At 64.8% G+C, this 18,018-nt stretch carries 14 protein-coding genes; 10 read left to right on the forward strand and 4 right to left on the reverse strand.

Translation table 11 applies throughout. From position 1 onward, the window contains the following. The first annotated feature begins 6 nt into the window (after window positions 1-6). The 4 genes from NG698_RS07500 (at window position 7) to secA (ending at window position 5,970) form a co-directional block, all read left to right on the forward strand. Window positions 7-954 (forward strand): ComF family protein, encoded by a 948-nt coding sequence (locus tag NG698_RS07500; RefSeq protein ID WP_252609057.1) that lies wholly within the window; start codon window positions 7-9, stop codon window positions 952-954. Between the two features lie 211 nt (window positions 955-1,165). After that, complete coding sequence (gene hpf, locus NG698_RS07505) at window positions 1,166-1,891, forward strand: ribosome hibernation-promoting factor, HPF/YfiA family (protein WP_252598232.1); 726 nt, start codon at window positions 1,166-1,168, stop codon at window positions 1,889-1,891. A 32-nt stretch (window positions 1,892-1,923) separates the two neighbouring features. Continuing rightward, a complete protein-coding gene (locus NG698_RS07510; RefSeq protein ID WP_252609059.1) occupies window positions 1,924-3,189 on the forward strand; it encodes a winged helix-turn-helix domain-containing protein in 1,266 nt (421 codons plus the stop codon). Between the two features lie 42 nt (window positions 3,190-3,231). Then, the gene (gene secA / locus NG698_RS07515) at window positions 3,232-5,970 is read left to right on the forward strand and encodes a preprotein translocase subunit SecA (protein WP_252609060.1); all 2,739 of its coding nucleotides are present in this window, start codon (window positions 3,232-3,234) and stop codon (window positions 5,968-5,970) included. A gap of 123 nt (window positions 5,971-6,093) precedes the next feature. Here secA and NG698_RS07520 read toward each other — a convergent pair whose 3' ends face one another. Then, the gene (locus NG698_RS07520; protein WP_252598229.1) at window positions 6,094-6,561 is read right to left on the reverse strand and encodes an Rv3235 family protein; all 468 of its coding nucleotides are present in this window, start codon (window positions 6,559-6,561) and stop codon (window positions 6,094-6,096) included. Between the two features lie 43 nt (window positions 6,562-6,604). After that, on the reverse strand, window positions 6,605-7,438 hold the full coding sequence (locus tag NG698_RS07525; RefSeq protein WP_252609062.1) for a LysM peptidoglycan-binding domain-containing protein: 834 nt from the start codon (window positions 7,436-7,438) through the stop codon (window positions 6,605-6,607). A gap of 148 nt (window positions 7,439-7,586) precedes the next feature. On the opposite strand from NG698_RS07525, the gene NG698_RS07530 reads away from it, so the two are divergent. Then, a complete protein-coding gene (locus tag NG698_RS07530; RefSeq protein ID WP_056343753.1) occupies window positions 7,587-8,159 on the forward strand; it encodes a hypothetical protein in 573 nt (190 codons plus the stop codon). A 113-nt stretch (window positions 8,160-8,272) separates the two neighbouring features. Here the strand turns inward: NG698_RS07530 and NG698_RS07535 are convergent, their stop codons facing one another. Next, window positions 8,273-8,488 carry a helix-turn-helix domain-containing protein gene (locus NG698_RS07535; RefSeq protein WP_252567261.1) on the reverse strand — a complete coding sequence of 72 codons (216 nt, stop codon included), beginning with the start codon at window positions 8,486-8,488 and terminating at the stop codon, window positions 8,273-8,275. Between the two features lie 153 nt (window positions 8,489-8,641). Between NG698_RS07535 and NG698_RS07540 the strand changes: the two genes are divergently transcribed. Genes NG698_RS07540 through NG698_RS07555 form a run of 4 tightly spaced genes read left to right on the forward strand, consistent with a single transcriptional unit; the run spans window position 8,642 to window position 16,996 of the window. After that, entirely contained in the window at window positions 8,642-9,283 is a 642-nt protein-coding gene (locus NG698_RS07540) for an SAF domain-containing protein (RefSeq protein WP_252609064.1), read from the forward strand. Next, window positions 9,280-10,587, forward strand: a complete 1,308-nt coding sequence (locus tag NG698_RS07545) for a CpaE/TadZ family protein (protein ID WP_252609065.1) — start codon at window positions 9,280-9,282, stop codon at window positions 10,585-10,587. Before NG698_RS07540 ends, NG698_RS07545 begins: the two co-directional genes overlap by 4 nt. 57 nt (window positions 10,588-10,644) lie before the next feature. Then, window positions 10,645-15,498 carry an NAD-glutamate dehydrogenase gene (locus tag NG698_RS07550; protein ID WP_252609067.1) on the forward strand — a complete coding sequence of 1,618 codons (4,854 nt, stop codon included), beginning with the start codon at window positions 10,645-10,647 and terminating at the stop codon, window positions 15,496-15,498. A 28-nt stretch (window positions 15,499-15,526) separates the two neighbouring features. Beyond that, window positions 15,527-16,996: a sensor histidine kinase gene (locus NG698_RS07555; protein WP_056343739.1), complete on the forward strand. Its 1,470-nt coding sequence runs from the start codon at window positions 15,527-15,529 to the stop codon at window positions 16,994-16,996. A 103-nt stretch (window positions 16,997-17,099) separates the two neighbouring features. Here NG698_RS07555 and NG698_RS07560 read toward each other — a convergent pair whose 3' ends face one another. Further along, window positions 17,100-17,348 (reverse strand): WhiB family transcriptional regulator, encoded by a 249-nt coding sequence (locus tag NG698_RS07560; RefSeq protein ID WP_003804966.1) that lies wholly within the window; start codon window positions 17,346-17,348, stop codon window positions 17,100-17,102. 230 nt (window positions 17,349-17,578) lie between these two features. Between NG698_RS07560 and NG698_RS07565 the strand changes: the two genes are divergently transcribed. Then, window positions 17,579-18,016 (forward strand): hypothetical protein, encoded by a 438-nt coding sequence (locus tag NG698_RS07565; protein WP_252609069.1) that lies wholly within the window; start codon window positions 17,579-17,581, stop codon window positions 18,014-18,016. Window positions 18,017-18,018: the final 2 nt, after the last annotated feature.

Below are 18,018 nucleotides of genomic sequence, written 5' to 3' on the forward strand. Positions count from 1 at the left end.
TGGGGTGTGACCGAAGTTCAGCCCGGACGTCCTCCTGCTCGCCACCCGTCTGCTCGCCACGCGCCTGCGCGCCGGTCCGGGGGCCGCGGTGGGGGCCGCTCCCGGGGGGGTCCCGCCAGAAATGCGGCAAGCCTGGATCCGGACCTCCTGCCGCCTCCGCTGCAGTCCGCCAAGCATCGCAGCGGCCACCGCCGCCGCTGGCTGCGGGCCGCCGACCAGATGGGCGTGGCCGCCGCGGAGCTGCTGGCACTTGCCGTCCCTGTGGACTGCGTCTGCTGCGGTGCGGAGGACCTGGCCCTGTGCGTCATGTGCGAACGCCACGTCCGCCTGTTGACCAGGCACCCGTTCCGGGCAGAGGAGCAGGCGCCGGCCCTGATGAACGTCGACGGCGGCCTGATCCTTCCCGTGGTGGCGGCCGGGGTGTACCGCGAGGAGCTGGCGCAGGCCGTGCTTTCGTTCAAGAGCCATGGCCAGCACCAGCTCACGTCAGTCCTGGCGCGCGGACTGGGGCAGGGCATTGCCGCGTCCGTGGCCGGCGTCGACGGCGTCTGCCTGGTTCCGGTGCCCAGCAGTACGGCCGGCTACATCAAAAGAGGGTTCAGTCCGGTCCACCTCCTACTCGCAGAGTTGCGCCGGGGGACCACCCTCCGCGGTACACCGGTGTTGGACGTGATCCGGAAATCCCGGCGCCGCGCCGCACTGGAGCGGCTGCCTGGAGGCCAAAAGGGACTCGGCCGCGGGGCCAGGGCGAGCCGGGTCAAGGGGTCCATGAAGGTCCCGAAACGCCAGCGCGCGCGGGTGGCCGGACGCCGCTGCATCATTGTCGACGATGTCCTCACCACCGGGGCCACACTCGCCGAAGCAGCCCGCGCACTGCACCTCAGCGGTGCCGTGGTGGTGGGTGCAGTGGTCCTCGCCGCGACACGCCCGCCGGATTCAGCTGGCGGCGAATAGCCCGCCCCGGGAGCTGGCGGAACGCTGCCCGTCTTAGAAAAAAATAAACGAAGAAAGGATGAATAACAGGTGGCTATGAACTAACGTCGGTTGTGGGTACCAAGAACAAGTTGTACCTTTCGATGGCGGCTCGGAAAGGGGCTTGACTGTCAAGCAGATCGGCCCGTGGGATGTGCCGCCGTCGTGTCACCGAAGTCATTTGGAGGGCACCATGGAGTTTATGATCAGCGGACGAAATCTGACGGTCTCAGACCGCTTCCGCGAATACGCCGGTGAGAAGATCTCGAAGATCGAGTCACTTGGCGACAAGGTCCAGCGGGTTGACGCGAAGGTTTCCAAGGAAACGAATGCGCGCCAGACCGGCGACCAGCTCACCGTTGAAGTGACGGTCCTGGGCCGGGGACCCGTAATCCGTGCCGAAGCCAGCGCCGCAGACAAATTCGCTGCGTTCGATCTCGCCTACACCAAGCTGCTGGAACGTCTCCGCCGCGCCAAGGATCGCAAGAAGGTCCACCACGGGCGCCACACCCCCAAGGCAGTACGTGAAGCCACCGCATCACTGGAACCCGCGAGTACCAGCGAGCCCCTTTATGTCGAGGCGAGCCATCGCAGCGAAACCCAGGCAGCACCTGTTGAACGATCGCCCTACGAGGTCGAGAACGACATTCCGGCTGGGGACTCCCCGGTGCTGATCCGGCGCAAAGTTTTCCCCGCGGCCTCCCTGACCCTTGACGATGCTGTGGACAACATGGAGCTCGTGGGCCACGATTTCTACCTGTTTGTGGACAAGGCCACCAACACGCCCTCGGTGGTCTACCGGCGCCGTGGCTGGACGTACGGAGTGATCACCCTGGACCACGAATGCGAACCGGGGGAGACGGCCGTCGAAGAAAAAATCCTCGCCTACCGTTCCGATGACGAGGCTGCAAAAGTCTAGGGCGGTTTACACCCCTCAATGAAAGGACTGATGTGCCAGCGACGCTGAGCCTTAACCAGGCCCGGCGGATCGCCCTGGCAGCTCAGGGACTCGACAAAGGACGGCCCGCCGGCCCCGTGACCTCACGGACGGTGGGCCGTACCTTTGCCCGGATCCAGCTTGTCCAGATCGATTCCGTCAACGTGTTGTCCCGCAGTCACTTTCTGCCCTTCTTTTCAAGGCTCGGCAACTATGACCGCACCATTCTTCAGCGGATGGCCAGCTCGCCGCCCAGGCGCATGATGGAGTACTGGGCGCACGAGGCCAGCTTCATCCGGCCCGAGCATTTCCAGGACCTCCGATTGTGGCAGAAACGCACGTGGGTGGGTGCGTCCGCCCTCGACCCAGGCCTGCGCGACGCGGTGGCGGCAAAGATCCTCGATGCCCTCGCCACAGGGCGGCCCATGACGGCGGCGGAACTGACGGTGGACATCGGGCACGTGGAGGACCGGCGGGACGACAACTGGGGATGGAACTGGAACGCCGTCAAACGCGTGCTTGAAGACCTGTTCGAGGCGGGCACCATTTCCGCGGCGTCCAGAACCGAACAGTTCGAGCGAAAGTACACGCTGACGGCTAGGGTGCTGCCGCGCCGACTGGCCCTCGAAGCCACGCCGGACCCTGTTGAGGCCATGCATCGGCTCATCGACGCGGCCGCGCAAGCCCATGGCATCGGAACCGTGAAGTGCTTCGCGGACTACTTCCGGACACCGGGCAAGGCGGCCGCCGCCTCTGTGGACCATCTGGTCAGCATAGGGAGGCTGAAGCCGGTGGCTGTCGCAGGCTGGGACCGGAAGGTATTCCTCCATGCCGACGCCACATTGCCGCGGCGGGCGGCAGGGCGGGCCTTGCTCAGTCCCTTTGACTCCCTGGTCTTCGAGCGGCGCCGGCTTGAGGAGCTCTTCGGGTTCCATTTCCGGATCGAGATTTACACGCCCGCGCACCTCCGACGCTTCGGGTACTACGTCCTGCCCTTTCTCCTGGGTGACACCATCGTGGCGCGCGTGGATCTTAAAGCGGACCGTGCGGCGGGAAATCTGCTGGTGAGGTCCGCCTACGGTGAGCCGGACGCACCGGCAGGGACCGCCGTCGAGCTCGCCGCCGAGCTGGAACTGATGGCCGACTGGCTGGAGCTGGACAACATTGTGGTAAGCCCGATCGGGGACCTGGCGGAGTCCCTCGGCGCCGCCCTGCGTCACCGCGCCGGTCCGCTCTCAGGGAACACCGGCCGCGTGGCCTGTGTCTCTCCCGTAGACTAAAAACGCCAGAATTCGGCAGCATAAGACTGGGAGTATCTTCACGTGGCATCACTTATCGAAAAACTTCTCCGCACGGGTGACAAAAAAACCCTGCGGCAACTGCGGAACTATGCCGACTCCATCAATGCGCTCGAAGACTCGTTCAAAACCTTCACGGATGCTGAGCTCCGCGAGGAAACTGACCACCTCCGCGCCCGCCACCGGGACGGCGAGCACCTGGACGATCTCCTCCCGGAGGCATTCGCGGCCGTGCGTGAGGCCTCATCCCGCACCCTGGGCATGCGTCACTTCGACGTCCAGCTTATGGGTGGCGCCGCCCTCCACCTCGGCAATATCGCCGAAATGAAGACCGGCGAAGGCAAAACCCTTGTGGCCACCGCGCCCGCCTTCCTTAATGCCCTCACCGGCAACGGCGTCCACGTCATCACGGTGAACGACTACCTTGCCGAGTACCAGTCAGACCTTATGGGCCGGGTCTACCGTTTCCTTGGCCTGACCAGCGGTTGCATCCTGTCCAACCAGGATCCCGCGGTGCGCCGGCAGCAGTACGCCGCGGACATCACCTACGGCACGAACAACGAATTCGGCTTTGACTACCTGCGCGACAACATGGCGTGGGACCAGTCAGAGCTGGTCCAGCGTGGCCACAACTTCGCCATTGTTGATGAGGTCGACTCCATCCTCATCGACGAAGCCCGCACGCCGCTCATCATTTCCGGCCCTGCCCAGGGCGACACCAACCGGTGGTATAGCGAATTTGCCAAGGTGGTGCAGCGACTGAAGGCCGGCGAGGACTACGAGGCGGACGAGAAGAAGCGCACGGTCGGTGTCCTGGAGAGCGGCATCGAAAAGGTGGAGGACTACCTGGGCATCCAGAACCTCTACGAATCCGCGAACACTCCGCTCATCGGGTTCCTGAACAACGCCATCAAAGCCAAGGAACTGTTCAAGCGGGACAAGGACTACGTCATCCTCGACGGCGAAGTGCTGATCGTTGACGAACACACTGGCCGAATCCTGGCTGGCCGCCGCTATAACGAGGGCATGCACCAGGCCATCGAGGCCAAGGAAGCCGTGGAGATCAAGGCCGAGAACCAGACCCTGGCCACGGTGACGCTCCAGAACTACTTCCGGATGTACTCCAAGCTGGCAGGCATGACCGGCACGGCCGAGACTGAGGCCGCCGAGTTCATGGGCACGTACAAGCTCGGCGTGGTGGCCATCCCCACCAACCGGGACATGCAGCGGATCGACCAGTCGGACCTCGTGTTCAAGAATGAAAAGGTGAAGTTCGACGCCGTCGTGAAGGACATTGCCGAGCGTCACGAACAGGGCCAGCCGATCCTTGTGGGCACAACGAGTGTCGAAAAGAGCGAATACCTTTCCGGGCTGCTTGCCAAGGAGGGCATCAGGCACGAAGTCCTGAACGCCAAGAACCACGCCCGTGAAGCGGCCATCGTTGCGCAGGCCGGACGCAAGGGTGCTGTTACGGTGGCCACCAACATGGCAGGCCGCGGCACTGACATCATGCTGGGTGGCAACGCCGAATTCACTGCGGTGGCCGATCTGGCCAAGCGCGGGCTGGACCCGGAAGAGAATTCCGAAGAGTACGAGGCCGCGTGGCCGGCTGCCCTGGAGGCGGCCAAGCAGTCCGTAAAGGACGAACACGAGGAAGTACTGAACCTCGGCGGGCTGTATGTCCTGGGAACTGAGCGGCACGAGTCCCGCCGCATCGATAACCAGCTCCGTGGCCGCTCCGGCCGCCAGGGCGACCCCGGCGAATCACGCTTCTACCTCTCCCTGACCGATGACCTGATGCGGCTCTTCAACTCCGGCGCGGCCGAACGGCTGATGAACAGTTCCGTCCCGGATGATGTGGCGTTGGAATCGAAACTGGTTTCCCGGGCCATCGCGTCTGCCCAGGGCCAGGTTGAAGGCCGCAACGCCGAGCAGCGCAAGAACGTCCTCAAGTACGACGACGTCCTGAACCGCCAGCGCGAAGCCATCTACGGTGACCGCCGCCGGATCCTCGAAGGTGACGACCTCCACGAGAAGGTCCAGTTCTTCGTGGAGGACACCATCACCGCCCTGATCGACTCCGCCACGGCCGAAGGCAATGGCGACGACTGGGATTACACCCAGCTGTGGACCAACCTCAAGACGCTCTACCCCGTCAGCGTCACAGCGGAAGAGATCGTCGAGGAAGCCGGCGGCAAGTCCAAGCTCACTGTTGAATTCCTCAAGGAGGAGCTGCTCTCCGACGCCCGTGTGGTCTACCAGGCCCGGGAAGAGACCATCGGCGCAGAGAGCATGCGCGAGCTGGAACGCCGCGTGGTGCTCTCGGTCATCGGGCGCAAGTGGCAGGAACACCTGTACGAGATGGACTACCTCAAGGAAGGCATCGGCCTGCGCGCCATGGCACAGCGTGACCCGCTGGTGGAATACCAGCGCGAGGGCTTCGTTATGTTCCAGAGCATGATGGAGGCCATCCGCGAGGAAAGCGTCGGTTTCCTGTTCAACCTTGAAGTTGAGGTGACCCCAGCCCAGGATGTGGTGGTGCCCGACGCAGCAGGTGGCCACACCGAGCACGTTGAGCCGCAGATCCACGCTGCCGGCCTGGAAGCGCCGGAGAAGCCGGCCCAGCTGCAGTACACGGCTCCCGGCGAAGACGGCGCATCCCAGACCCGGGTGGAGGGTCGTGTCTCTTCACGGTCCGGAAATCCCGCAAAGGCTGCAGCGCAGGACGCCACCAAGCGTCCGGCCAGGAAAAAGCGCCGCTGACAGCAGGGATCGTGGCTGATCAGCCATAGGTCGGCACTGCAATAGATCGTCGCTGAAATAGTTCGACACTGGAAGTGCCCGGAGCCTCAGCTCCGGGCACTTCTGCATTCGTGGGCAAGCGGTTCAGCCGACCATAAACTCGGTCACGCGCCAGACCTGCTTGCTGCGCTCAAGCCGGACCGCTACAGCCCGTGCCCGGATGTCATCAACCACCACGGCGCTTGCCTCATAGATGCCCGGGGCGACCTCGCAGGCGCGGACTGAACGCACGATGGAGTTCTTGTGCAGCCGGGCCAGGGACGGCGAGGCAGAGCGCGACTGTTCGCGACGGATCAAAGCCGCGCGGTGCTGCAGCACCGCGAGGCAGCGCGGATCCAGACGGCGGGCGAGCTGGTGGATCGGCCGGATGCCGGCGAGGACTTCCATGGCCGCCTGCACGGTATTGCGTGTGATCGCCAGGATTTCGGAGGCTTCGTCTGCCGCACGCAGCGGCACGACCGGCGCGGTAGTGGTGCGCGGAGGAACCTGGCGGACTGCTGCCGCGCCGCCCGGGTTGACCGTGGCGGAGCGGATTGGCGTAACTGCGTACATGTGATTCCCCTTAATCGTGAGCTGATGAATATCGGAACGTCGGTTAGGCCGTGGAAGGTGCATTCAAAATCTGCCCGGGCAGCAGGACATGCGGGCTTTCGCCGATCCGGGATTTGTTGGCCTCGTACCAGCGGGGCCAGTGCAAGGCGACATCCACATCCGAAGCCGCCGGGCCCAAGTGGCGGGAAGCGATGTCCCAGAGTGTGTCGCCCGCCAGTACCGTGACCTCACTCAATGGCGACCTTGGGCCCTGTTCCGCCCGGACGGGCTGGGCCGCCAGCAGGCCGGGGTCCGGGACCGGCGGGCTGGGACGCCAGTCTGGCCGGACCGCCGCCGCAGGAGTTTCGGTGGTCTGTCCTCCCGTGTCTGCAGGGTGTTTGCCCTCCGGTTCCGGGAGCTGCCGGTGGCCGCTTGTGGGAGACCACTGGGCCTGGATGGCTGCGCCGTGGACCGGTACGTCCTGGACCGCCACTTCCTGCGTGGGTACCCAGGCGGGTCCGGCCGGTGGGACGGCTGCGTGAGCCAGCGGTGCCGACAGTAGTTGCACCGACAGTGCGGCCACAGCGAGCCGGCGCATAAATGCCGGGCAGCACTTGCCGGCCCTGTCGGCGGCCCGCCGCCTGCCGCACCTGTCCAGGACGGCAGCCGCTGACGCCAAAACCATCGAGAAGATCCACCACGCCACGATGGCCAGCCCTGCGGCGACAGCCACGGCACCGAGTAGGTCATCGAGGTCCGGGCCTTGCCGGCGTGCTGTGGACAGTTGCCATCGGCCCACCATGCCCCCGCCGGCAACGCAGAGGAAGAATCCCAACAGGAGGATGGACGCCGCCATGACGGCGTCTGCGCGGAGCCCACGTGCTGTAGCTGCCGTCATGCTGTTCCTATCTTATGTTTGATGCTGTTTGATATCATTTGATAAATTTAGGTTCAGTTTGACGCACTTATGCTGGATTTGTCCAGAGACTGGAGTGAAGTCGTTGGTGAATTGACCGCGAACAAACCCGCACCCTACGCTTGGCCCCATGCGTTGGGATGCTCTGTTCAGTGATATGGAGGCACAGTTCGCCGAGGGCGAGCGGCTGGCCGTCGATGCCGAGATCTCTGAGCGGGCAAGAGCGGAAACGGCCTCCGTCGCTCTGGCTGACCGCTTGCGGGGTTCCCTGAACAGCCACGTGGCCGTGTACCTGGCGTGTGGGCGCGCCTTCGAAGGAACCCTGAGCCATGCCGGCGCCGATGCGCTGGTCCTGAACGAGTTGCGTCACCAGGTCCTGGTCCCGTACGGCGCGGTGGCACGCTATGCGGGCCTTGGCCGCGGCTCCGTGGCCGAGACTTCGCAGGTGCGGCGCCGGATCGGATTGGCGCATGCGCTGCGGGGCCTGGCGCGGGACCGGGCCGAACTTGCAGTCACTCTGCGCCACGCGCCGGAAAGGGATACAGGGCTGGCGGGAGTCATCGACCGGGTGGGCAGTGACTTTTTGGACCTGGCGCTGGTCAGCCCCGGGGAGTCCCGGCGTGCATCACAGGTTCGGCAGGTAGCCACGATTCCGTTTGCGGCGCTGGGTGCCCTGCGGTCACGGAGTGCAGGGGAACTGTAGCCGCGGGCCGGAGTTTTTGTCCACCTAATGGGACTTTGCCGCCCGTTGAGGCGATTATCTGGACAAAAACTCAGCGGACAAACGGTTGCGAGGGCTGACTCGCAAAGCCAAAATCAGCCTTGCTTGGCTTTGGCTTCCAGGATCATGCGGCTGGCCTCGGCGTAACGCTCTTCGATGTATTGCTCCAACATCTTTTCCTCGACGCGCCACTGCCCGCGCCCACCCACCTGGATGGCCTTCAGTTCTCCGCTGCGGACCAAGGCATAGGCCGCCGGCGAGTTGATTTGCAGCTGTTCAGCAACATCGGCGAGAGTCAGGAATCTGGGCATAGCTCCATTTTGCCATTGAAGGCGTCATCTGGTGCGGTTATCCACAGTTTGATGTTGTTTGGTCTTTTGACTTTTGTTCCGGGGCCCATGCCGTAACAATGAGGTGTCCGGACGCAGCCAGCCGCCTGGACCGGAGCTAAGGGGGAGAAGAGCATGAGCCACGATGCTGTTACTACAGGTGCCAGGCTGAAACCGCCGTCGTGGAAGGATCCCCGGCTGCTGGTTGGCGTGCTGCTGGTCCTGGCATCGGTGGTGGGAGTGATCTCGCTGGTTGGCAGCGCTGATCAGACCACCGAGGTTTACGCCGCCCGGGACTCCATTGCGGTGGGTGAGAAGCTGACCGCGGACAATGTGGTCCGGGCCAAGGTCCGCCTGGGTGAGACCGAACAGCATTACGTCACCGTTGAAGCAGGGCTCCCCGACGGGTTGGTTGCAGTCCAAAGAATCGGCAAGAACCAATTGGTGCCCAAGGAAAGTCTGGCCACCGTGGATTCGTTGGACCGCAAGCCCGTGGCCGTGGCCATTGAGGAAGCACTGCCGCCGCAGGCGGTTGCCGGGACCCGGGTGGACGTCTGGGTTGCCTTGCCGGATGCCCGCAACGGCTTCAGTGAGCCGAAGCTCTTGCTGCCCGGCGCGGAAATTGCACAGGTGACCGCCGGCTCCACGGCCTTGGGGTCCTCCCGCAATACAGTGCTGATGGTGCTGGTTGCCGACGGCCAGATGCCGGCCATCCTCGGCGCGCAGGCGAACCAGGCCAAGATTTCAGTGGTGTGGAACCCGGGCGGGGCCTCATGAGTATCCCCGTGGTCACCGTGGGCCAGGCCCGCGAGGACGTGGTGGGCGGGTTGGAGCGGCTCCACGGTCCGGTCACGGTGGTCCGTCGCTGCACTGAACTGACGGAACTGCTGGCGGCCTGCCAGAGCGGCCTGGCACGGGCCGCGGTTGTGGCTGACGGCTGCGAGGGCCTGACTGCTTCGCTCGTTGATCGGCTCGGTGCCGTGGGCGTGGCGATCATCGCCCTCACGGATGACGCCGACGAGGCTGCCAGGCTGCGCGGGATCGGTGTGGCCTCCGCACTGACCGGCGTAGAGTCCGCCGCCCTGGCCGGCAGGATTGCCGAGGCCGTTGACCAGCTGACAGGCACCGCCAGGGATGCAACGTTCGGGAGCGGGCTGGGGGACACCAGCGCTGCGTTGCGTCAGCGTCCCGCAGCCCAGGCGGACGTGCCGCCGGCCTCCGGGGCGGGAAAGATCATTGCCGTGTGGGGTCCCGCCGGTTCACCCGGCCGGACCTTCGTCGCGGCCAACATCGCGGGGGAACTGGCTGCGGATGGGAAATCCGTGCTCCTCGTCGACGCCGACAGTTACGGGGCCAGCATCGCCGCAGTCCTGGGCCTGCTGGATGAATCTGCGGGGATCGCGCAGGCCTGCCGGCTTGCGGACCAGGGACTGCTCGACGCCGATGCGCTGCTGAAGGTGGCCACACCGGTCACCACCAAACTTGGAACTTTCCGGGTCCTGACCGGGATCACCCGGGCGGACAGGTGGACCGAACTACGGGCAGCAGCACTGTCGCTGGTGCTGGAACGCGCCAAGGAGGTTGCCGACGTCGTGGTTGTGGACACCGGCTTCTGCCTGGAGGCGGACGAGGAACTCAGCTTCGACACGATGGCTCCGCGCCGGAATGCCGCGACCCTGCGGACCCTGGAACTGGCGGACACCGTCTATGCCGTGGGGGCCGCCGATCCGGTGGGGGTTCCCCGGCTGGTCCGCGGACTCGCGGAGCTCGAGCTGGCAGTGCCGAATGTGTCGCCTGTTGTGGTGATGAACAAGGTCCGGGCGGCGGCGGTGGGGAGATCCCCGGAGCGACAGCTGAAGGATGCGTGGGGGCGGTATGGCCCGTCGGCGGAGATCGCAGCCTTCCTGCCGGCGGACAGCCCCGCAGCTGACGCCGCGCTGCTCGGCGGCTCTTTGCTGCTCGAAACAGCGCCGGATTCCAAGCTCAGGCGGGCGATCGCCGATTTGGTTTGTGCAGCTGTCCAGCGATCTTCCCGATCCTCTGTATTTTCTTCCACACCGAGGCTTCGGCGAAAGGGCTAGGCTCACCGTAGGAGCTGCAACGGTGCAGCATCAAACTTGTGATGGAGGCGTTTGTTGATGTCGTCTGGATCCAGCGTGGAGGATCAAGCCTTGGCTATGGGTGACCGGGAGGGGTTCCTGGCGGATTATTACCAGCACCTTGCCGAAGAGGATGCCCGGACTTATTCCCCGGAGGTGCTGGCCAGCCGGGCGGAAACCCACCGCGGTGTCGCCGCGAACCGGCAGCCGGGCCAGGCGAAGGTTTCCATCGTCAACGAGGCGGACAGCAGCGTCGTCTACGTCGTCACGGACGATATGCCTTTCCTTGTTGACTCGGTCAACGCCGAGCTTGTTCGCCAGAACGCCGCCATCGGACTTGTGCTTCATCCACTGTTCGTGGTGACCCGGAACCGGGAAACGGGACAGCTGGTCAAAGTTGACCGCGTCCCGTCCCACATCGGTCTCTCCAGCGGTGATACGGCCGCGATGCCTGTGCTGTCGCACCTCATCGCGCAGGGCGAAAACGCCTCCCACATGGAGTCGTGGATCGCCGTGGAAATCAACCGTGTCTCCGACGAGGCAAAGGCGTCGTTGCTGGACGGGCTGGACCGCATCCTGGGAGACGTGCGCGCCGCCGTCGAAGACTGGCCCAAGATGCGCAACAAGGCCCAACAGATTGCCGCGAGCCTCGACCAGGTGTCCCACCCGGCCCAGATTGCCGAACTGCGGCAGGCGCAGGATCTTCTGCGCTGGCTCGACGACGGCAACTTCACTTTCCTTGGATACCGTGAGTACCACCTCGTCAACGTCGACGGTGAAGATGTACTGGAACTGCGTGAAGACAGCGGTCTCGGACTGCTCCGGGCGAAGCCGGGCGCGCCGCATATGCAGCATCTCACCGACGCCGGCCGAAAAAAGGCCCGCGAAAAGCGGGCGCTCGTGATCACCAAGGCAAACTCACGGTCCACCGTCCACCGCCCCGCGTACCTTGACTACATTGGCGTGAAGAGTTTCGACGCGGCCGGCAACGTCAACGGCGAGCGCCGCTTTATCGGCCTGTTCGCAACCAGTGCCTACGCCGGATCCGTCCGGAACATCCCCGTCGTGCGCGAAAAAGTGGACGCCGTGCTGGGCAATGCCGGCTACCCGCCGGACTCACACTCCGGCAAGGACCTTTTGGGGATCCTGGAGACGTACCCACGCGACGAGCTGTTCCAGATCGAGACCGAGGACCTGGCGGCCACCGCAACCGGCATCCAGAGATTGCAGGAGCGGCGGCGGACCCGGCTGTTCCTCCGGCCGGACATCTACGGCCGTTTTATGTCCGCGGTGGTCTACCTTCCGCGTGACCGGTACACCACCAATGTCCGGCTCCGCATCGAGGAAGAATTACGGACCACGTTCAAGGCTGAGTCCATCGACTACGAGGCGCGGATGACAGAATCGGCCCTCGCCCGCCTGTTCTTCCGGATCCGCCTGCCCAAGGGCAGCGAGGTCAGCCACTTCAACGCCGACGAGCTTGAAGCGCGGCTGGTCCGGGCAGCCCGTTCGTGGAGTGAGGGCATCGCTGAAGTCCTGCGGGAACGCGGCGCCGATGAGCAGGCGAAGGAGCTTGCCGCGATCTGGTCGGAGGCTTTTCCGGCCGGCTACCGGGTGGATTACGAGGTCGAAGACGCGCTGGAGGACATCGCCCGGTTCGAGAAATACGGGGCCGAAGCCGAACGCACGGCCGGTGCCAGGCAGGAACGGCCGGGCGTCCATGTGTACTTGCCCAAGGGCGCCGGTGAAGTCCTGGAGGAGGACGCCCGCGTCAAGCTGTACATGCTGGAGCCCAAGAGCCTGAGCCAGATCCTGCCGTTCTTCCACAATCTGGGACTCGAGGTGCTGGATGAGCGGCCCTTTGAGATCGAGACGGCTGACCAGCGGGACTTCTTCCTCTATGACCTCGGGCTTAAATACCCTGCCGGCATTGATCCGCTGGCCACGGGACAGCTGCTGGCTGACTCGTTCGGTGCCGCCGTATCCGGCGCCGTTGAGTCGGACAGTTTTGACCGGCTGGTGCTGCGTGAGGGGATGCAGTGGCGGCAGATCACTGTCCTGCGGGCCTATGCCCGGTACATGCGGCAGATGGGAAATACCAACTCGGTGGGCTTCATGGCGGACACGCTGCTCGCCAATCCCGATGTCACCAAGGCCCTGACAGCTCTTTTCGAGGCCCGGTTCGATCCCGCCCTGAGCGGGACCGAGCGCCTTGCGGCGCAGGAGAAAGCCCGCGGCGAGCTGTCAGCTGCCATTGAAGAGGTGGCAACCCTCGACGCCGACCGTGTGCTGCGGACCTTGGCGAACCTGATCGAGGCGACCCTCCGCACCAACTACTACCAGTACAAAACGCACCTGAGCTTCAAGCTCGATCCTGCCCGGATTGAGGGGCTGCCGTTCCCGCGGCCGATGTTCGAAATCTGGGTCTATTCCCCGCGGGTTGAGGGCGTCCACCTGCGCTTCGGCAAGGTGGCCCGCGGCGGCCTGCGCTGGTCTGACCGGCGCGAGGATTTCCGGACGGAGATCCTTGGCCTGGTGAAGGCGCAGACCGTCAAGAACGCGGTCATCGTTCCCACCGGGGCCAAGGGCGGCTTCTTCGCCAAGCGGCTGCCCGATCCTGCCGCGGACCGTGCCGCCTGGATGGCGGAGGGTGTTGAAAGCTACAAGACGTTCATCCGGGGCCTGCTGGACCTCACTGACAACCTCGTCACCGGAGCCGAGGGCGAAACTGTTGTGCCGCCGTCGGACGTTGTCAGGCACGACGACGACGATTCCTACCTTGTGGTGGCGGCGGACAAGGGGACGGCCACGTTCTCGGATATTGCCAACGGGCTGGCCGCAGAATACGGGTTCTGGCTCGGTGACGCGTTCGCCTCCGGAGGTTCGGTGGGTTACGACCACAAGGCCATGGGCATCACGGCCCGTGGCGCCTGGGAGTCGGTCAAGCGCCACTTCAGCGAGTTCGACGTTGATACCCAGACCCAGCCGTTCAGCGTAGTGGGCGTGGGTGATATGTCCGGCGATGTATTCGGCAACGGCATGCTCCTGTCCCGGCATATCCGGCTGCTGGCAGCGTTCGACCACCGGCACATCTTCCTTGACCCGGCACCGGAAACGGAATCGTCGTTCGTGGAACGCCGGAGGCTGTTCGAACTGCCGCGGTCCTCGTGGGACGACTACGACAAATCCCTCATCAGCGAAGGCGGCGGCGTGTACGCCCGCCAGGCCAAGTCCATTCCGGTCTCGCGGCAGGTCCGGGCGGCCCTGGGCCTGCCCGAGGCGACCACCGAGCTCAGCCCGCCGGAGCTTCTCCGCGCTATCCTGCTCGCCCCTGCAGACCTGCTCTATAACGGCGGGATCGGAACGTACGTCAAGGCCAGCACCGAGTCCAACGCCTCCGTGGGTGACAAGGCCAACGACAGCATTCGCGTGGACGGCAAGGACCTGCGGGTCAAGGTGGTTGGCGAAGGCGGAAACCTGGGCATGACGCAGCGCGGCCGCATCGAAGCCGCCCTGCAAGGGGTCATCCTGAACACCGACGCGATCGATAACTCGGCCGGCGTCGACTGCTCCGACCATGAAGTGAACATCAAGATCTTTGTGGACCGGATGGTGGCTGCGGACAAACTGACCCCGGAGGAACGGGCAGGCTTCCTCGCCTCCATGACGGACGAGGTAGGGCGGCTGGTCCTCGAGGACAACGTGGACCAGAACATCCTGCTCCTGAACGACCGGATGCGGGTGGCCGAGTGGAGTCCCAGCTATGAGCGACTCATGGACTGGCTGGAAAAGTCGGCTGACCTGAAGCGTGACCTTGAAGCCCTGCCCAGCACCGAAACCCTGCGGGAGCGCCTAAGCCAGGGCCAGGGGCTGACGTCACCGGAGCTCTCGGTGCTGGCGGCCTACGCGAAGATCGAGCTGGCCTCGGCGCTGCGTGACAGCGACCTCGCCGACGATCCGTGGTTCCGGGGGACGCTGCGGGCGTACTTCCCGCAGCAGCTGCGCGAACGGTTCGACGCCGAGCTGGACACCCATCCGCTGCGGCGCGAGATTATTGCCACGGTGGTGGCCAACGACATGATCAACCTGGGCGGCATCACGTTCGCCTTCCGGACCATGGAGGAAACGTCGGCCACGGAAGTGGCTGTGGCGAAGGCCTTTGTGGCGCTCCGCGAGATTTTCGACCTGAACACCATGGTGGGGGAGCTGAACAGCCTGCCGGCGTCGTTCCCCACAGAGCACTGGAGCACCGTCCACCTGGACATCCGTCGTCTGCTGGACCGCGCTGTCCGGTGGCTGCTGGCGCAGGGCGGCACGTCCCGGCCCATCGCTGACACCGTGGCCGAATTCAAGCCGCTCCTGGACCCGATGCGGGCCCGGCTCCTGGACTACCTGCGTGGCGATGACCGTGACCGCGTTGCGGACTGGCTGGAGACCGCGCGCGCGTGGGAACTCCCGGAGGGGCTTGCCTTCCGGTGGGCGGAGCTCTTCGAGAGCTTTGTCCTGCTGGACATCGCCAAGATCGTGCATGCCCGTAAGGAGCCGGTGGAGGAGATTGCGGCCGTTTACTACACAGTGTTCAACCGCTTCCACGCTGACAGGCTGCTGGAACGGATCAGCAGCCTGCCGCGCCAGGACAGGTGGCAGGCACTGGCCAGGGCCGCACTCCGGGATGACCTCTATTCCACTGTGTCGGACATGACGACGGCGGTACTCGAGTCGACGGCGTCAGGGGACTCCGCGGAGGACAGGCTGAAGGACTGGGAACGCCAGAATGCCGAGCAGCTGGGCAGGGCAAAGAGCATGTTTGACGAGGTCAACTCGCTCGAGGCCGACGACATGGCCTCACTGTCGGTAGCATTGAGGCTCTTGAGGTCAATCGTCCGACGCTAGGAATCCCGGCGTCGTAACTGGAGGTGCAGTGGCAATCTTTACGGACCCCATCAGGGAACACGCTGATTTCGGGCCGGGCGATGCCGAATGGCTGCACCTCCTGGTGGGCGACTGGCAGATGGTCGCTGACCTGGCGTTCGCCGACTTGGCGTTATGGTTCCCGCACCCGGATCACGGCTATGTGGCGCTGGCCCACGTCAGGCCGTCCACCACGCACACCGTGTTCCACGGCGACTTTGTGGGCGAGCCCATCCGGCAGGACCTGCAGCCGCTGGTGGACAAGGCCTGGAGCAGCCGTGCCATCGAGCGGTCCAGTGAGACCAACTGGAGCACTGACATGGCGTTGCGGGTGGAGGCTGTGCCGATGGTGCGCAACGGCCGGACCCTGGCTGTGGTGACCACCCACATGGACCTGTCCAGTTCCCGGATGCCGTCCCGCCTGGAGCTGACGTACCGGCAGTGCGCCTACGATCTCCTCCGGATGGGAACGCTGGGGCTGTGGCCTGACTTTGCCTCGCCTACCGGTTCGCGCCGCGGCGCGCCTCGTGTGGGGGACGGCCTGATCAGGCTCGATGCCGAAGGAATTGTGCAGTACGCAAGCCCCAACGGGGTATCGGCCTTCCGGCGGCTGGGCGACGGCGAGTCGCTGGAAGGCCGTTCCCTGGCCGAGGTGACCGCCGGCCTGCTGAAGGACCGGCGGCTGGTGGACGAGACGCTGCCGCTGGTGGTGACGGGGCGGATGCCGTGGCGTAGTGAGATTGAATCCCGTGGTGTGAGCCTGTCGCTGCGGGCCATCCCGCTGCGGGATGAGCAGCAGCGCTTTGGTGCGCTGGTGCTGTGTCGGGACGTGTCCGAACTGCGGCGCCGGGAGATGGAACTCGTTACCAAGGATGCGACCATCCGCGAGATCCATCACCGGGTGAAAAACAACCTGCAGACCGTAGCGGCCCTGCTGCGTATGCAGTCCCGCCGGATGGTCAGCGACGAGGCCAAGCAGGGCCTGGAGCAGGCGATGCGGCGCGTGGCCACCATCGCGCTGGTCCACGAGACCCTTTCACAGGGATTGGCGCAGAGCGTTGACTTCGACGAGCTGATCGGCCGCCAGTTCAGGCTTTCCGCAGAGGTCGCCTCGCCATCGCAGCAGGTCAAGACCGAGCGGTCCGGACTGTTTGGGGAACTGCCCAGCGACTTCGCCACCCCGCTGGCACTGGTCATTAACGAACTGGTGACCAACGCCGTCGAGCACGGGCTCGAAGGACGGACCGGCACCGTGTGGCTCATCGCGGACCGTTCCGAGGAGGAAGACGGCGAGGAACTGCTGACCGTCACCATTGCCGACGACGGTGTGGGACTGCCGGATACGCCGCACGTCGAGGGGCTGGGGCTGCAGATTGTCCGCACGCTGGTCACCAGTGAGCTGGGCGGCACCATCGCGTGGCACCCGCGCGACGGCGGCGGAACGGCTGTCCAGATCCGCCTCAGCCTGGCGGCCAGGTAGCCCGGAGACCTTGCACGTGACTTAACAGCCGATGGCCGCAACCCGGAAGGGTTGCGGCCATCGTTGTGTGAGGCTGTTGGTGCTAGGGCCTTAAGGACCGAGCCTAGGAGGCGCGGCGGGCCCGTGCGGCGCGGCGCTTAAGGGCACGGCGTTCGTCTTCGCTCATGCCGCCCCAGACGCCGGCGTCCTGGCCGGACTCGAGAGCCCACTGGAGGCACGTGTCAACGACGGGGCAGCGGCGGCAAACGCTTTTGGCTTCCTCAATCTGGAGGAGGGCAGGCCCTGTGTTTCCTACGGGGAAAAACAGTTCCGGGTCCTTGTCGAGGCACGCCGCGCGGTTACGCCAATCCATGCTGATCAGTTGCTCCAATTCTGGGAAAAGCTCTTGTGAAATAATTCACTAGTAGCTACAAAGGAAAAGGGCCCTGAGGGGCCCCCTTGGTCATCTCAGTCAAGCCTGTCATGTTAACGCTGTGTAAACAAGGGGTAATACAGCTTGAAATCCCCGGATAGCTGAGCGATACATCACACGGGCATTGCCGACCCCCGCCACTGTCCGACTATCTCCGGTAGGGTGCCAGTGTGTCAAGACCCCCCACGAACCCTGCAGATCCGTCGCCATCCACGCGCCCGCACGGCATTGTGGCGATAGCTCTTGTTGTTGCCGCCGAGGCCACCGCGCTATTGGTTGCCGCCGCCTGGTACGGCTACGAACTCCTGACCGGTGCACCGGTCCTGTCTTTTTGGGGAGCCGTATTTACTCTGGTCCTCTTGCTCGCTTTCTCGGCCTGGCTCTATTCGGTGGGGCACTTCCTCTTCCGTGGGCGCCGGTGGACGAGGGCAGCGGCGCTGGTCGCCCAGCTGTTTGTCCTTACTATCGGCGTCCCGACCCTTACCGGCGGCGTCATTTGGTCGGGGATCGCCATGGTGGTGCCGGCGCTTGCGGCCATAGTGCTTCTGTTCGACAAACGCGTCATCAGCTACGCATCCCGGACAGCCGATTCGCCTCCGGCGTTCTAGGC

Source organism: Pseudarthrobacter raffinosi, from assembly GCF_023913735.1.
Classification (GTDB): domain Bacteria; phylum Actinomycetota; class Actinomycetes; order Actinomycetales; family Micrococcaceae; genus Arthrobacter; species Arthrobacter raffinosi.

What these genes read in the sequence shown, in the direction of transcription:
- NG698_RS07540 (WP_252609064.1), top strand. Translation starts at nt 8,642, where the DNA reads ATGAGCCACGATGCTGTTACTACAGGTGCCAGGCTGAAACCGCCGTCG.
- NG698_RS07530 (WP_056343753.1), top strand. Translation starts at nt 7,587, where the DNA reads ATGCGTTGGGATGCTCTGTTCAGTGATATGGAGGCACAGTTCGCCGAG.
- NG698_RS07535 (WP_252567261.1), bottom strand. Translation starts at nt 8,488, where the DNA reads ATGCCCAGATTCCTGACTCTCGCCGATGTTGCTGAACAGCTGCAAATC.
- NG698_RS07520 (WP_252598229.1), bottom strand. Translation starts at nt 6,561, where the DNA reads ATGTACGCAGTTACGCCAATCCGCTCCGCCACGGTCAACCCGGGCGGC.
- hpf (WP_252598232.1), top strand. Translation starts at nt 1,166, where the DNA reads ATGGAGTTTATGATCAGCGGACGAAATCTGACGGTCTCAGACCGCTTC.
- NG698_RS07560 (WP_003804966.1), bottom strand. Translation starts at nt 17,348, where the DNA reads ATGGATTGGCGTAACCGCGCGGCGTGCCTCGACAAGGACCCGGAACTG.
- NG698_RS07550 (WP_252609067.1), top strand. Translation starts at nt 10,645, where the DNA reads ATGTCGTCTGGATCCAGCGTGGAGGATCAAGCCTTGGCTATGGGTGAC.
- NG698_RS07525 (WP_252609062.1), bottom strand. Translation starts at nt 7,438, where the DNA reads ATGACGGCAGCTACAGCACGTGGGCTCCGCGCAGACGCCGTCATGGCG.
- NG698_RS07545 (WP_252609065.1), top strand. Translation starts at nt 9,280, where the DNA reads ATGAGTATCCCCGTGGTCACCGTGGGCCAGGCCCGCGAGGACGTGGTG.